Raw genomic sequence first — 15,819 nt, forward strand, 5'->3', positions numbered from 1 at the left:
GACTCATTCGGGTCACCTTTTTTATTTGGTCTTATTTCGTTGCTACTTCAGAAGATTTGACTGTAGAATCAACTTGATGCGCTCCAATATCATCATTTGTATTTCCTACAAGGTTTCCAAAGTAATCTCTGCTACCTGTATTGTTTAGTCCTACACCTCCGTTAATTGCTGAAGAGGTTGATTGTAGTAAGTAAGCATTTAGATTAGAAATGCTGTTTCCAAAACCAATGATACCTCCATTTCCAGCATCATTCAGAAGTGGGTCTGCCTGTATTCCTGAATTTGTTCCATTGTAAACTTCATTCCCGCTGCTTCTAAAATCTTCCAGAGAAGTATAATTCTGTCCTTTATATGCAATGTTGAACGAAGACGAAGAATAGTATAGGTTACCGGCAAAATAACCGTCATAACCTGAAGGGATACTTACCAGGTCTGCTCCATTTGCGGCATAGAGGATATTATTATAGAAATTAATATTATCCTTTACCGGCTTCCAGTAAATATATTTAATATTAGCTGAAGTTGTATTGGTGCTTTGTTCGCTAAGATATAATGTGTTGTTGTAAACATGGATATCACTCATGGTACCGTTGTTTCCGTTAAATAGATAAACACTTCCTCCATTAGTGGCTGCATCATTCTCACTTACATTATATCTAATTGTGATATTTTTCATTGGCCTGGCGCCTGTAAACTGACCTACCATAAATCCTGCACCATCATTATCATGAGAGTAGTTGTATTGCATGATACCGTTTGTAACTCCGCCATCCATATCAAATCCACCACCGTCACATCCAGTTCCCGAACTAATATTGTAGGCTTCAGAAAATTGAATAGTCACCTGGTCTGAATCCCAGTACCATATTCCTACCGGGCCTCCACAGTTCGTATTACCACTTCCACAATCATAAACGGTAGAATGTTCTATTACCGATTTTTGAACATCAGAAAGGAGAATTCCGTTCCCGGAATGCTTATTTTTATTATATCCCTTAATATTGAAGACCTCGCAATTTCGTACGGTAATATTGGAATGAGCATATCCGGTTTTTGAAGATGAGAAATATCCAAAAGAAGAGATTCCTACATCTAAGCAGTCGTGAACTTTATTATTCTCAATTAAAACATTGGTAAATCCTGAATTACCGTTATATGCTCCAATAACGATCCCGAATTCACGGAAACCATATACCTCGGTGTTAGTAACTTCAATCAGGTCTAATTTAACATCTCCGGGAAGGTCATTATAGAAGTATATCCCTGAATTGGTGTTGGTATTCATTCCGCTTCCTTCTATGATAAGATTATCAACCCTTATTCCCGAAGTGTTATAAGCATAAATACCGTATTCATTACCGGCATTGATCTTTGCTCGTCCGGTACCGTAAGAGGAGATTAATATAGGATTTGCACTATTATTCGCATCTCCAGAGTCCAGGTAAATGTTTCCAGAAAATTCTTCTCCTCCTTTAAATAGTACTTTATCTCCAGGATTGATTTTTAAATTGTTAAGCTTTTCGATGCTTTGCCAAGCATCATCAGGAGATAACCCAGTATTACCGTCATTCCCGCTTTTACTTATGAAATAGGTTTTATTAGGGCATGTACTATCGCTTTTGAATTCTCCCTCTATGCTTCCAAAGTTTTCATAGTTGAGATCAAAATTTCCCGCAAGTGTTGAGCATCTTTCCCCACTGGTTTGATTCGAAGTATACCTGTGTACGCCAGACCACTCCAGATTTTGATTAGTTCCATTTTCACCGCTCCTGTAAACACAGAAGGTATAATCTGAATTTGTAGTACATGTTTGTTGCGTAACAACCTTGGTTTCTTCAAGAGAAACTACCAAAGCCTGAATATTGATATTCGTAGTACCGTCAGCTGTCGTAAGCAGCATATTGAAGGTTCTTTCATCATTGTTAAGGACAATTCCATTAAGGGGAGAATCCTGGTCCTGGCAATTAGTGCATTTATAGGTTCCAGTAATAGGGGTAACACTGGTATTGGTCGTTTCTTCCGCTACGATAATGGTACCTTCCTGCTTTTTAAAAACTACATCGGAGATTATCGGTTCATTATTTTCATTTACTGTAAAATTAAAACTGAAATCTTCAGAATCGAATTTTGCAAGTACATCTGAGCTTTTAATAGGACCTTCTGATTGTTTTACTTCTACCACTTCAGCTTTAAATTTCTCACCACCGGCCAGGGTTATTATACCATAGGTGTCCTGATCCATTGATGAAATTTGATCAAGGTTTCGAGGTGCTTTTAATATAAAAGTTCCTCGATACTCAGATCTCGAAGTGGCAAAAATACCCTTATAGGTAGAAATCTTGCGGTCTCCCTCCTGTGTAAGGTCATTTTCATTAACTATCTGCTCTTCGTCCTGGATCAGATCATCTGGATCTGAGGAACATGCTGAAAAGATCACCAAAGTCAGGAATAAACAGGTAGTATTAATAAAAATCCTGATCCAATGGGATATTGAATTATAGCTAGTAGGGGTCATGTAGGTTATATGGTTTTAAGAATTATTCCTTCGGGACTTGAACAATCCTTAATTTTTAATTTAAATTTTCCTTCGCAATTACGTCATAAATCAGGTTAAATGCAAAAAAAATCGATGAAATGCATGTATTAAAAAATTGGTTAAGAGGGTTTTACAGTTAAAACCTCTGGAAACGACTGTAAATAAAGTGGTTTCAGAAGTTTGGTAGTTTTTATTAAGAAAAAATTAGATTATTTTTTATAGGAATTCCTTTTTCTGAAAATTTTTCGGGTAAAAAGTATTACGAGTAGGAGACTAAAAATTGCGAAAGGGAGTGAGGTTATAATAAGCAGTTTTTGCATCGCGGTAAGAACATTTGAATTTGGTTTTACCTGTCCTAAAATAATGATGGCTTCACAAAAGATCAAAATTAAGATTGCCCAGGCTAAACGATATCTTTTCCTGGGTTCCTGTTTTCCATTATCGGTAAACATGCTTAATACGAATATTGCCGAATCCACCGATGTTACCAGGAAACTAATAAGAAGTATCATTACAATAAAACTGGTGACGAATGGAAAAGGGTAAGATTCAAAAAAAACGAACATAGAAGTGAAAACATTTCCAAATTCATCGTTATAAGAATTCCAGCTCTCAATTAACTCAAATGCCGAAGTTCCAAATACACTAAACCAAAAGAAACTACCAATTGAAGGGATCAATAGAACACCTAATATCATCTCTCTTAGCGTGCGCCCTTTGGAAATTCTCGCGATAAAAATCCCTGTAAAAGGCGCCCACGCTAACCAGAATGCCCAATAGTAGTAAGTCCAGTCGGTTAGAAATTCTTTTCCAGGGTTATAATTTCCTGATGCCAGGCTAAGCGGAATAAATTCGAGGATATAATGGTAAAATGACCTGAAAAAATTGAGAAGGATCTCACTGATATTGCCAGTTAAAAAGACAAAGAGCATAAGAATGAGGGCAATATAAATATTCCAGTTTGATATTCTTTTGATTCCCTTACTAACTCCAGCCCAGGCCGAAAAGAAGGCTAAAGAACAAGTGAGGAATACTAAACCCATATTTTGCCACAATGAACCTGGCTGTCTGGACTCTATATGACTTAAACCTCCTTCAATTTGAGTAGTGCCCAGGCCAATGGCCGCGACAAGTCCTATTACAGTGGTAAGAATAGTTAGTATATCTATGAATGAGGGTAAAAAGCTGTTTTGTTTAAAAGCAGAAAACCCTGAGCTTAACCTTACATCAGACTTTTCCACGAAAATGGAATAACCAATAACCAAAGCAAAGAGGCCGTAAAATGCCCAGGCGGTAAAGCCCCACTGATAGAAGGTATACTCTAAAGAAATAATTTCCGGGCTTTCTCCAGTTGCGATAGGTGGATTAAGGTACATGAACACTGGCTCCTGAACAGCTCTTAATAATATACCAGCGCCCATTCCAGCCGAATATAACATGGCGATCCAGGAAAGCTTATCAAATTCCGGTGGAGATTTCCCCAATCTTATCTTTCCGAATTTAGAAAAAGCGACAATGAGTAAGAAAAAAACGCAACCCAATCCCAGCCATAGGTAAAAAGCTCCAAAATATTCCCTAACCCATAATGAGATTATTTCGATGCTATTGTAGAATTCATCGGTAAAAAGAATAATTAAAATTGAGCTTAGAAGAAGAAGGATCGCTGGGATCGAGAAAACTTTATTTTTTAGTAAAGTATTTAAAGCTAATTTCAAATTGGGTAGTTCTTAGATCATGAATTTAAGTTTTTTTCCCTCCCTTGGCAATTCTATTGATCATCCCTTCAAATATGAAGAAGTGAAAAGGATACATTGCGTACCAGTATGCTCTGCCTAATAAGCCTTTTGGTCTAAAAGTAGCATTTTGGTGTAGAACATTCTTATCGTCTATCTTAAATTCCAGCCAGGCTTCCCCCGGTACCTTCATTTCTGCGAAAAGCAATAATCTTTTTTCTTCTTTATCGGCAAGTAAGACTCTCCAGAAATCCAGGGAATCTCCTGCATTTATCTTATTCGGATTGGTTCTTCCTCTTCTTAGTCCCACTCCGCCGGCCAGTTTATCCAGGTAACCTCTCACTTTCCAAAGCCAATTTCCATAATACCACCCGTTGAGACCGCCAATGGCCCAAACGCGCTCTAAAGTTTCCTCAGGATCATCAACCTTCACAGATTTTTTATCCTGAAGGCAGCCATATTTTGGGATCTGAACATATTTATTAAGTTCTTTTCTAAACCTTCCGCTGCTTAAAGAATCTTTCCAGCTGGAGATCACCTCGTTTTGCTCGATCTTATAAAAAGCAAGTTTAATTGCCTCTTTATAGGGAATAAGGTCAATATTCAATAATTCCTGAAGACGGGTATCGCTAGTGATAACTTCTACAGACATGCTGTCCACAAGATTCTGGGCTAGTTTGTAAGAGGTTGAGGTGACAAAATATAACCAGTAAGAACTAAGTTTAGGAGACATGAAGGGAACCCCTATTATCCAGATCTTCAATCCGCGTACTTCGGCATATTGTTCCATCATCTCCTGGTAGGTAAGTACATCCGGTCCACCAACATCGAAGGATTTATCATAACACTTTTCGTTGCCAATCACTCCGGTGAGAAATTGTATGATGTTCCTTATAGCAATAGGCTGTGATTTGGTTTTCACCCATTTTGGCGTGACCATTACAGGGAGCTTCTCGCAAAGGTCTCTGATGATCTCAAAGGAGGAACTTCCTGAGCCTACAATAATGGCAGCTCTTAATACCGTGAGGTGAAATTTGCCCTTATAAAGGATCTCTTCAACAGCTTTTCTCGACTTTAAATGCTTGGAAAGTTTTTCTTCATTAATGATTCCGCTAAGGTAAATTACCTGATTCACCGAGGTTTCGGCCATCATCTTATTAAAGTTTTTGGCTGCTTCGGCTTCCTGCTTGTCGAAATCTTTAGTAGAAGCGGTCATGGAATGTATAAGATAATAGGCTACATCAATATCCTTTATCTTTTCGGGAGCTTTATGATCCTTCAGGAAGTCCAATTCAACGATCTCAACTTTTTCTTTGAGTTCTTCATTGGAAGTAAATCGGTTTTTGTTACGAACCGCGCAAATAACTTCATGGCCCTGCTCGAGTAATTGCGGCAGAAGCCTCATTCCTATATAACCATTGGCACCCGTAACTAATATGCGCATTTGAAGAATTTGAAATCAAATTAGAGATTTAATTCTTACTTTCACCCCAGATTAGTAAAACTTTATTAAATGAATAACGTGTTGAAATTTGTCCTCCTCATCATTGGAGTTGGACTTGTTGGATATGGAGTTTATAACCTGATAACACCAGAGTTTTCTATAGATGCGGGTCCGTTACAATTCGAAGCTCATGGTGATAATACCCAATCTTATGCCATGATCGTTTTTGGTCTGCTTTCGCTGGTTGGTGGATTGGCCTTTAATAAAAGGTAATTAGTTAAATACATTGTTAAGAATATTCATCAAAGATGAACTAATATATTCTACTCCAATCGCGATCACTATAAATCCTATGATCCTTGAGATCGCATTAATACCTGATGCGCCCAGTATCGCCACTATATAATGAGAACTTCTAAGGACAAGCAAGGTGGCCAGGCAAACTCCAAATATGGCTGCAACTGCGATTAGTTTATCGTTCCACGATTGGTATTCCTGGTAAAGCCCAATTAAAAATGAGATCGATCCAGGCCCTGCGAGCATTGGTATGGCCAGAGGGGTAAGGGAAACCCCGTCCCTCTGATAGGCATCTTCCTTCACCTTCGGTTTATCCATCCCTTTATGTTTTGAGAAGGAGCCAGTAAGTAGAGCAAAGCCGGAAGTCGTGATAATAAGTCCGCCGGCTATTCTAAGAGAATCAAGGCTTATTCCGAAGAAATTCAAAATATATCTTCCCGTAAAAAAACTAATAAGCAGGATTACAAAAATATTAACCGCAGTTAGAATTGAAGTTTTCGATCTCTCTGCTTTTGTATCTTCTTTGGTGAGACCTACAAATATGGGGACGGTTCCAAGTGGGTTAATAACAGAAAATAAAGCAGCGAAAACATAAATAAATAATTCCATTGATTTTTTCAGCAAAATTGCGTCAGCTTTTCCTGTGAAAAATTAAAATGAAATCATCTTTGCGTTAAACAAAACGCATCAAATACCTTAGTATGTAAATAAAAGATTATTACAGGTCTCCCACCTGTGTTGGTGCGTTATCTGATTTATAATCTATAATCTTTTTGAAGAATTTGTGGATTCCCGGTTTATCTGCCTTTACCTTGATAAAATGATGATCTTTGTAAATGCTGTATTCTTCAGATTTGCCTTTGTAAAGATTAAGTTTGTAATAGGGGATCACCAGAGCATAGGTTTCCAGGATAGACCTGAACATGACTATAATTCCATTATTGCGCATTTCAACATTACAAACATTAGCATTATTGTCTAAAATTAGCAGGTTGTAGATGTCGATGCTGGTAGAAGTGATCTGTAATTTTGGAGATCCTGTTCCTCTAAGTTTTACTCTTTCGAACAGTGTAAACGGCTTTCCCACCTCTTTGTTTATTTTGTCTGAGATCGCCGGGCGATTGTAGGAAATATTAATTAGCATTTCTTTTTTTCTAAATATAAGGATTTGAGCATAAAGCCTGGCTCTTGAAACTCCAATTCTTTTTATCTTTGCGCACTTAATTAGTGGAAATACGCCAAAAAGCATAGGAAAATGAATATCGAACAAATTCTTGCCTCAAAAGTAAACGAAGCCGTCAAGAAACATTATGAAGTAGAACCTGAAAACATCGAATTTCAGCCTACCCGCAAGGATTTTGAAGGTGATATCACTTTAGTGGTTTTCCCTATGCTAAAGCAGATAAAGACCAATCCGGCGCAATTAGCTGAAAATATTGGGAAATATCTTGAAAAGGAAGTAGATGAGGTTGCCACTTATAATGTTATCCAGGGATTCCTGAATATTGTGATCAGTGATAAGTATTATATCAACTTTTTTAATGAGGTAAAAGATAGAGAGGATTTTGGGATTCTTCTTCCGCAAAGCGATGCAAGCGGGATCATGGTAGAATATTCTTCTCCGAATACCAATAAACCACTTCACCTGGGGCATATTAGAAATAACCTATTGGGATATTCGGTTTCTGAAATTTTAAAAGCTGCCGGAAATGAAGTTTACAAAGTGCAGGTGATCAATGATCGTGGAATTCATATCTGTAAATCCATGGTGGCCTGGCAGAAATTTGGTAATGGTGAAACTCCTGAATCTACAGGATTGAAAGGTGATAAGCTGGTTGGGAATTACTATGTGAAATTTGACCAGGAATATAAAAAGGAAATAGCTCAGTTACAGGAGGAAGGAAAGTCTGAAGATGAAGCAAAAGCTGGAGCTCCAATTTTTGTAGAGGCTCAGGAGATGCTGAGAAAATGGGAGGCGAACAATCCTGAAGTAGTGAAATTATGGTCTACCATGAACCAGTGGGTTTATGACGGATTTGAAAAAACATACGATGCTCTTGGAGTTGATTTTGATAAGAATTATTACGAAAGCGAAACCTATCTATTAGGTAAGGATAATGTTCAGAAGGGCCTTGAAGAAGGAGTATTCTTCAAGAAAGAAGATGGCAGTGTATGGATAGATCTTAGTGATGAAGGCCTTGATGAGAAGATCGTTCTTAGAAGTGATGGGACTGCGGTTTATATGACCCAGGATATTGGTACGGCAATCCAGAGATTTGCAGATTTTGATATCAACCAGATGGTCTACACGGTTGGTAACGAGCAGGAATATCATTTTAAAGTATTGTTCTTAATTCTGAAAAAGCTGGGTTATGACTGGGCAGATGCTCTTTATCATTTAAGCTACGGAATGGTGGATCTGCCTAGCGGAAAAATGAAAAGCCGCGAGGGAACAGTTGTAGATGCCGACGATCTTATTAAAGAAATGGCTGAAACCGCTAAGAATATTTCAGAGGAACTTGGCAAGCTTGACGGATATTCAGAAACTGAAAAAGAAGAACTTTATCGAATTATTGGGCTTGGTGCATTGAAATATTATATTCTGAAAGTGGATCCAAGAAAACGTATTCTTTTCAATCCTGAAGAATCTGTAGATTTCCAGGGGAATACCGGGCCATTTATCCAGTATACTTATGCCAGGATTCAGTCCATTTTAAGGAAAGCAGAATTTGATACTTCAGCAGATCTTGCTAATGACTTCAGTTTCCATGAGAAAGAGAAGGAATTAATAAAGCAAGTTCAGTTATTTCCGAAGACCGTTGCTCTCGCGGCTGAAAATCATTCACCAGCTTTAATAGCCAATTATACCTATGAACTCGTGAAATCATTCAACTCTTTTTATCAGAATGTTCAAATTCTGGGAATTGAAAATGAAGCAGAAAAAGTTTTCAGAGTACAGTTATCCAATTTAGTGGCGAATGTTATCAAGTCGGCATTTAAGCTACTAGGAATTGAGGTTCCGGAAAGGATGTAACAGGATAAATGAATTCAGAATAACGAAGTGTGAATTTCGTCATGCTGAACTTGTTTCAGCATCTAAATTGAAAAGAAATGAATTTTGGAAGATGAACTTTATACTTCAGCTTCAAATCATTAAATTTGCAATTCGCTGCCTAGCAGCAATAGAATAAAACTACAGGAAAGATTATGTTTGATAATTTAAGCGATAAGTTAGATAGTGCCTTTCACGTCCTGAAAGGACATGGGCAAATTACTGAAATAAACGTTGCTGAAAGCCTTAAAGAGGTAAGAAGAGCGCTGGTTGATGCCGATGTGAATTACAAGATTGCCAAGGAATTTACCAATACGGTAAAAGAAAAGGCACTTGGGCAGAACGTATTAAATACTTTGAAGCCGGGACAATTAATGGTGAAGCTCGTGAAGGATGAGCTTACAGAATTAATGGGAGGTGAAGCTGAAGGTATTAATCTTTCCGGAAATCCTTCAATAATCTTGATGTCTGGTTTGCAGGGTAGTGGTAAAACTACTTTCTCTGGTAAACTGGCGAATTTTCTAAAGAACAAGAAAACCAAAAAACCTCTTTTAGTAGCCTGTGACGTTTACCGTCCGGCGGCGATCAATCAGTTACACGTAGTAGGTGAGCAGGTTGGTGTTGAGGTTTATTCAGATGAAGGAAATCAGGATCCGGTTGCGATCTCTAAAGATGCTATTGCATATGCGAAAGAAAATGGGCATAATGTAGTTATAATAGATACCGCGGGTCGTCTTGCTGTAGACGAGGCGATGATGACCGAGATCTCAAATATTCATGAAGCAATACAACCACACGAAACTTTATTCGTGGTGGATTCCATGACCGGTCAGGATGCAGTGAATACTGCAAAGACCTTCAACGAAAGACTTAATTTCGATGGGGTTATACTTACCAAGTTAGATGGTGATACCAGAGGTGGTGCTGCGATTTCTATTAAATCTGTAGTTAATAAACCTATCAAGTTCATCGGTACCGGTGAAAAGATGGATGCTATAGATATTTTTTACCCTTCCCGTATGGCCGACAGGATCCTGGGGATGGGAGATGTTGTTTCTCTTGTTGAAAGAGCACAGGAACAATATGATGAAGAGGAAGCGAGGAAACTTCAGAAAAAGATCGCGAAGAATAAATTCGGATTTGATGACTTCTTAAATCAGCTTCAGCAGATCAAGAAAATGGGGTCCATGAAGGATCTTCTTGGAATGATCCCGGGAGCAGGTAAGATGCTGAAAGATGTAGATATCGACGATGATGCCTTTAAAGGAATTGAAGCTATTATTCACTCGATGACCCCTTTAGAAAGAAGCGAGCCTAAAGTTATAAACGCCAGCAGAAAGAAAAGAATTGCAAAAGGTTCTGGAACTACCGTTCAGGAAGTGAACCAGTTATTGAAGCAATTCAACCAGATGGGCAAAATGATGAAGATGATGCAAGGTGGCGGTGGCCGTAAAATGATGCAAATGATGAAGGGAATGCAATAAGCCCTCAAATTCAATACACACAACAACAACTAACACACAACAAATTAATGACGATACTTGACGGTAAGAAGATCAGTAATGACATCAAGGATGAAATTGCTGCTGAGGTTACCAAAATCAAAAAGCGTGGAGAAAAAGTTCCGCATCTTGCTGCAATTATTGTAGGTAAGGACGGGGCGAGTATGACTTACGTAAACAGTAAAGTAAAGGCTTGCGAAAGGGTAGGTTTTGAATCTTCACTATACAGACTTCCTAATACGGTTAGTGAACTGGAATTGCTGGATAAGATCGAAGAGCTTAATCAAAATGACGAAATTGATGGTTTTATCGTTCAGCTTCCTTTGCCTCCACAAATCGATACCCAAAAAGTACTGAATGCTGTAGACCCAGATAAGGATGTGGATGGATTCCATCCAACAAATTTTGGGAAAATGGCTTTGGATATGACCAGTTTTATCCCAGCTACTCCATTCGGTATTCTGGAATTATTAGAGCGATACGACATTCCTACCAAAGGAAAACATACCGTGGTTATTGGAAGAAGTTATATCGTGGGAAGGCCTATGAGTATTCTAATGGGAAGAAGCGGGTTTCCAGGGAATTCAACCGTAACACTTACACATGAGTTCACCAGGAATATCACTCAGGTAACTTCACAGGCAGATATTATAATCATTGCCGTTGGGATACCAGACTTTTTAAAAGCTGAAATGATCAAGGATGATGCTGTGATTATTGATGTAGGAATAACCAGAGTTCCAGATGACCATGCTGAAAGAGGATATGTGATCAAGGGAGATGTGGATTTCGAGAACGTAAGTAAACGAGCTTCCTATATTACTCCAGTGCCTGGGGGAGTTGGCCCTATGACGGTATCGATGTTGTTGAAAAACACCTTACTTGCCAGGGAAAGGCATAATAAAAGAGCGTTGGACGCAAAAAAGAGATAAAAAAAAGAGGGAATCTAAGTTCCCTCTTTTTTTATGAATCCTGTTGTTCCAATTTCCAGTCCAGATAATTGTGGAGATCAGATTCAATAAATCTGAGTCCGAAGGTGAGTACTCCAAGGTCGTCGATATATCCTAGCCCAGGAATAAAATCTGGAATAATATCCAAGGGATTTAAAATGTATAAAAAGGCAAAAGCGATAGTGGCGATCGTAAACCAAGGAACTTTTGTATAAACTCCTTTTCTGTAATCTTTCAGCATTCCAAACATAACTTTACCAAGCTCACTATACTTTTGGAGTAATCCCGAATTGTTTATTTTTTCGTCGATTTCTTCTCTGCTGTCCATAGCAATGGTCACATCATCTTCATCGATCTTTGTTACTTCGGTCTTTACAAAATCTTCATCGATCGTACTTTTCTTTTTTCCAAACATGTGTTCTAGATTTAATTGTCTATAATCTGTGATGGGCGTTACCGTATTCTTTCTTATAAATCCTCAATATCAGGATGAAAAGAGAAATTAGTAATGGCCCGAATATGAGTCCTATAAAACCAAAAAGCGGAACTCCTACAATCACTCCGAAAAGGGTGATCAATGGATGCACGCTGGCGAGTCTTTCCAGGACGTATAATCTGATAATATTGTCTGTTGAACCAACAACTACAAACCCATAAATTAGCAGGGCAATACCCTGGAAATCGCTTCCTTGAGCGAATAGAAGAATAGACGCGGGAATAATCCCTATCGCTGTTCCAATAAAGGGGATCATAGATCCTATAGCGGTGATCACGAACCAGAAAAATGGATCTGGTACTCCAAAAATTAAAAATCCTATCAGGGCGATAATTCCCTGAACAAATGCCACAAGGGGAATTCCAAGTGCGTTTGACTTTACAAGCTGGTTGCTTTCATCTCCAATGATCCTTAAGTTGTCTTTCCCCAATGGAATATATGTGAGCATGGATTCCCGTAAAGATTGCCTGTTGGTTAGCATGTAATAAAGCATAAAGTACATGATCCCAATAGCGATAAAGGCATTAAATGTGCCACCAGCAAGATTCTGCAGATTCGAAGAGATCCAGTTGGTCACAGAGGAAGTGTCGATGCTTGAACTTACATTGTAACCTATTGTATTTTCGATATTATTCAATTGTTTCTTCAAAGCACTGAGTACACGCTCAGAATTTGCCACGGCTTTTCCAATTTTTGAAGTTAGCATAATCGCTATAAGGGTGACAGGAATAAGAATTCCCACAAAAGATCCAGCCATTAATACTGATGCAGCCAATGGAGGTTTCCAACCCCGATCTAATAATTTCTTCATCCAGCCTTTAAGGATAACATATAAAGTAACTGCGCCCAGAATTCCCGAGAGGTAAGGGAGAACCTCGGTAATAATTAATATTACTAAAAACAATATTAGCAACAGAACAAATATCTGGCGTACTAAAGACGGTTTAAGTCTATCCATTTTGGTTGGTTGGCTGGTTTAAAAAATACTTTTAGGTAGCAAAAAGTTGACTCATGTCTTTAAATGCCTTGAATTCAAGAGCGTTCCCGCTTGGGTCTTTAAAGAACATGGTTGCCTGTTCCCCAGGTTTGCCTTCAAATCTTATATATGGTTCAATAATGAATTTGATGTCCTTGGACTCAAGCAGTTTCGCAAATTCGTGAAAAACATCCCATTGCAAAACCACACCAAAATGAGGTACGGGAACTTCTTTTCCGTCAACAGGATTGGAGGTAGATGTTTTAGTTTCTTCTGGATCCTGGTAATGGATTACCAGTTGATGACCGAAAAAATTGAAGTCTACCCAATGGTCACTACTGCGACCTTCGCCGCAACCCAGGGTTTCTTTATAGAATTTTCTGCATTTTTCAAGATCTGAAACAGGTATCGCAAGGTGAAATGGTTGTACTTTCATACTTAATTGGTTAATCTTATAAGTTTAAAGATAAAATATTTGCCCGGATTACAGGCGACCTAAATTAATAAGAACCAATTACAACCATCTAGCTACCTAAGCTAATTCTCTGTTAAGATTTAGGTTTTCTGGGCCGTTTCCCCCGTCTTGGATTCAGTTTCTGTGCAGTCTCTAATCTGGAACCTTCTTCGGTTTTGGTAGATTCGTCAGTAAGATCATTTATGGTTTTTAATTCTTCTGAAGTTAAATCACGCCATTCTCCTACCGGAATATCCAGGGATACGTTCATGATCCTTATCCTTTTCAAGGAGGTAACTTCATAGCCTAAAAATTCACACATTCGGCGTATCTGCCGGTTGAGTCCCTGGGTTAAAATAATTCTGAGCGTATGATGACCAAGTTTTTCGACTTCACATTCCCGGGTCACCGTATCCAGAATAGGGACACCTGATGACATTTTCCTGATAAATTCTGAAGTAATAGGCTTATTAACCGATACCACGTATTCCTTTTCGTGGTTGTTGCGGGCACGAAGAATTTTATTCACAATATCGCCATCATTAGTAAGAAAAATTAATCCCTCGCTAGGTTTGTCAAGTCGGCCGATAGGAAATATCCTCTTTGGATAGTTGATGTAATCGATAATATTGTCCTTTTCTACCCTGGTATCTGTGGTGCAAACAATACCTACGGGTTTATTAAAGGCGATATAAACGTTTGGTTCTTTAAGTTCTTCTTTTGAAACAGGTTTGCCATCAACTTTTACCAGGTCTCCCGGTATAACCTTTGTTCCCATTTCCGGAACCTTGTCGTTAATAGTAATTCTACCCTGGTCTATCAGTTTATCTGCTTCTCTTCTGGAGCAATATCCTAACTGACTTAAATACTTGTTTATTCGAACTTCTTCTGCCATAAAAATTATTCTGCTGCAAAGATACGAGATAAGAAATTGAGAGGCGAAACCGAAAAAATTTAAAAAATTTAAAACCTCAGGCAACCTTTTGTAACTTTCCTACGTCTATATAAATAGAAGGCCTTGTGAAAATGGTGAAAGTTATACAGCTTTTTAAAAATGAATCCTCTTTGATAAAAAGAGCATCGGTGGGCAACCGTGATGCTCAGCAAAGGATCTATGAAAAGCATTCACCTAAGATGTTGAGCGTTTGCAGGCAGTATGTAAAAGATATACATCATGCAGAAGAAGTAATGCTTAACGGGTTCTTCAAGGTTTTTAAGCATTTGAAGGATTTTAAAGATGATGGCAGTTTTGAAGGCTGGATTAGAAAGATCATGGTTAGGGAATCAATTTCCTTTTTAAGACAGCATAAGAAACTGGAATTCCAGGAAGACCTGGGATTTGAAAATGAAGAGGTCTTCAATAACATAAATTCTAAAATGGATGTGGCCGATATACAAACTATCATAGATGCTTTGCCTGAAGGTTATAAAATGGTCTTTGTGATGTATGCGGTAGAAGGTTACAAGCATTCAGAAATTGCTAAAATGCTTGATATTACTGAAGGGACTTCAAAATCCCAATTATTTAAAGCACGAAAAATGCTTCAGGAAAAATTAAAAACAATTAATTCATCAGTTTATGGCGCCAATTAAATTTGAAGAGCATGTAAAGGAGAAGCTGGATGAAAGAGAAATTCAGCCGTCGGCAGGTAGCTGGGATAAATTGAGTTCCAGGCTTGATGAATCTGAAAAAAGCTCAGGGAGAAAACTATGGATCTCAGCAATTGCTGCGGTAGTGGTTTTGCTGATCGCGAGTACCCTTTTTATAGATCAGCAGCAGCAAAACACATTTCCGGTGGTGAGTAATCCAGCCGAAGAAGCGAATGATGTAAACAAGAATAAGATTTCTGTTAATGAACCGGTTCAGGTAGCTTCAGAAGAAAAAGCTGAAAAGAGAGTGCAGGAAGATAAAAGGTCTGAAATTATGGATCCAGGACCTGTTGAAAAAGAGCAAAAAGTGGCTGAAAGTACAACTCTAAAGAAAGCTGAAAAATTAGAAGAGGATATATCGAAATCTTCTTCTGAGCGACAGCTAGTAGAACCAATTTCTATAGAGCCTGCGGTGATCGTTGAAAATTCTTCAACTGAATTGTCTGCCAAGGTGCAGGAGGTTCTGCAGAAGATCAAAAATGAGCAGGAACAATCGGGAGACCTAACGAATGCTGAGGTTGACGCACTCCTTGCAGAGGCAGCGATAGAGATTAGCAATCAAAGAAATCTTTATTCTGAAAATGCTGTGAGTGCAGATGCTTTACTTGCTGATGTGGAATACGAGGTAGACCAGTCATTTAGAAAAGAGGTTTTCGATTTCTTGAAAGAGGAATTTTTAAAGGCTAAGACGGCTGTGGCCACCAGAAACGAGTAATCAAATAATCATTT

The 15,819-nt window shown here is 38.4% G+C and carries 15 protein-coding genes; 6 read left to right on the plus strand and 9 right to left on the minus strand.

Going from position 1 to position 15,819, the window contains the following annotated elements; translation table 11 throughout:
- Positions 1–31: 31 nt before the first annotated feature.
- The 3 genes from G3I01_RS07890 to G3I01_RS07900 all read right to left on the minus strand — a co-directional run bounded on the left by G3I01_RS07890 (position 32) and on the right by G3I01_RS07900 (position 5,713).
- On the minus strand, positions 32–2,515 hold the full coding sequence (locus G3I01_RS07890) for a right-handed parallel beta-helix repeat-containing protein (protein ID WP_219552550.1): 2,484 nt from the start codon (positions 2,513–2,515) through the stop codon (positions 32–34).
- Between the two features lie 230 nt (positions 2,516–2,745).
- Complete coding sequence (locus tag G3I01_RS07895) at positions 2,746–4,251, minus strand: BCCT family transporter (protein ID WP_219552552.1); 1,506 nt, start codon at positions 4,249–4,251, stop codon at positions 2,746–2,748.
- Between the two features lie 25 nt (positions 4,252–4,276).
- Positions 4,277–5,713 (minus strand): SDR family oxidoreductase, encoded by a 1,437-nt coding sequence (locus tag G3I01_RS07900; protein ID WP_219552554.1) that lies wholly within the window; start codon positions 5,711–5,713, stop codon positions 4,277–4,279.
- A gap of 69 nt (positions 5,714–5,782) precedes the next feature.
- Here G3I01_RS07900 and G3I01_RS07905 point away from each other — a divergent pair, with 69 nt between their 5' ends.
- Entirely contained in the window at positions 5,783–5,986 is a 204-nt protein-coding gene (locus tag G3I01_RS07905; RefSeq protein ID WP_219552556.1) for a hypothetical protein, read from the plus strand.
- On the opposite strand, the gene G3I01_RS07910 is transcribed toward G3I01_RS07905, so the two are convergent.
- Both G3I01_RS07910 and G3I01_RS07915 read right to left on the minus strand, forming a co-directional pair.
- On the minus strand, positions 5,987–6,619 hold the full coding sequence (locus G3I01_RS07910; protein ID WP_219552558.1) for a MarC family protein: 633 nt from the start codon (positions 6,617–6,619) through the stop codon (positions 5,987–5,989).
- A 109-nt stretch (positions 6,620–6,728) separates the two neighbouring features.
- Entirely contained in the window at positions 6,729–7,154 is a 426-nt protein-coding gene (locus tag G3I01_RS07915) for a hypothetical protein (protein ID WP_219552560.1), read from the minus strand.
- A 111-nt stretch (positions 7,155–7,265) separates the two neighbouring features.
- On the opposite strand from G3I01_RS07915, the gene argS reads away from it, so the two are divergent.
- The 3 genes from argS (at position 7,266) to G3I01_RS07930 (ending at position 11,496) form a co-directional block, all read left to right on the plus strand.
- Entirely contained in the window at positions 7,266–9,044 is a 1,779-nt protein-coding gene (argS, locus tag G3I01_RS07920) for an arginine--tRNA ligase (protein WP_219552562.1), read from the plus strand.
- 173 nt (positions 9,045–9,217) lie between these two features.
- Positions 9,218–10,546, plus strand: coding sequence for a signal recognition particle protein (ffh, locus tag G3I01_RS07925; protein ID WP_219552564.1), 1,329 nt, complete (start codon positions 9,218–9,220; stop codon positions 10,544–10,546).
- A gap of 47 nt (positions 10,547–10,593) precedes the next feature.
- Positions 10,594–11,496: a bifunctional 5,10-methylenetetrahydrofolate dehydrogenase/5,10-methenyltetrahydrofolate cyclohydrolase gene (locus tag G3I01_RS07930; protein WP_219552566.1), complete on the plus strand. Its 903-nt coding sequence runs from the start codon at positions 10,594–10,596 to the stop codon at positions 11,494–11,496.
- Between the two features lie 31 nt (positions 11,497–11,527).
- Here the strand turns inward: G3I01_RS07930 and G3I01_RS07935 are convergent, their stop codons facing one another.
- The 4 genes from G3I01_RS07935 to rluF all read right to left on the minus strand — a co-directional run bounded on the left by G3I01_RS07935 (position 11,528) and on the right by rluF (position 14,335).
- Positions 11,528–11,929 carry a YkvA family protein gene (locus G3I01_RS07935; RefSeq protein ID WP_219552568.1) on the minus strand — a complete coding sequence of 134 codons (402 nt, stop codon included), beginning with the start codon at positions 11,927–11,929 and terminating at the stop codon, positions 11,528–11,530.
- A gap of 19 nt (positions 11,930–11,948) precedes the next feature.
- Positions 11,949–12,968 (minus strand): AI-2E family transporter, encoded by a 1,020-nt coding sequence (locus tag G3I01_RS07940; protein ID WP_219552570.1) that lies wholly within the window; start codon positions 12,966–12,968, stop codon positions 11,949–11,951.
- A gap of 31 nt (positions 12,969–12,999) precedes the next feature.
- On the minus strand, positions 13,000–13,422 hold the full coding sequence (locus tag G3I01_RS07945; protein WP_219552572.1) for a VOC family protein: 423 nt from the start codon (positions 13,420–13,422) through the stop codon (positions 13,000–13,002).
- 112 nt (positions 13,423–13,534) lie between these two features.
- Positions 13,535–14,335 (minus strand): 23S rRNA pseudouridine(2604) synthase RluF, encoded by an 801-nt coding sequence (rluF, locus tag G3I01_RS07950; protein WP_219552574.1) that lies wholly within the window; start codon positions 14,333–14,335, stop codon positions 13,535–13,537.
- A gap of 134 nt (positions 14,336–14,469) precedes the next feature.
- On the opposite strand from rluF, the gene G3I01_RS07955 reads away from it, so the two are divergent.
- Positions 14,470–15,033, plus strand: coding sequence for a sigma-70 family RNA polymerase sigma factor (locus tag G3I01_RS07955; protein WP_219552792.1), 564 nt, complete (start codon positions 14,470–14,472; stop codon positions 15,031–15,033).
- Entirely contained in the window at positions 15,020–15,805 is a 786-nt protein-coding gene (locus G3I01_RS07960; protein ID WP_219552576.1) for a hypothetical protein, read from the plus strand. The genes G3I01_RS07955 and G3I01_RS07960 overlap by 14 nt, the downstream gene beginning before the upstream one ends.
- Positions 15,806–15,819 lie beyond the last annotated feature (14 nt).

Origin of the sequence: Gramella sp. MT6 (assembly GCF_019357415.1) — a bacterium.
In the GTDB taxonomy this organism is placed as follows: domain Bacteria; phylum Bacteroidota; class Bacteroidia; order Flavobacteriales; family Flavobacteriaceae; genus Christiangramia.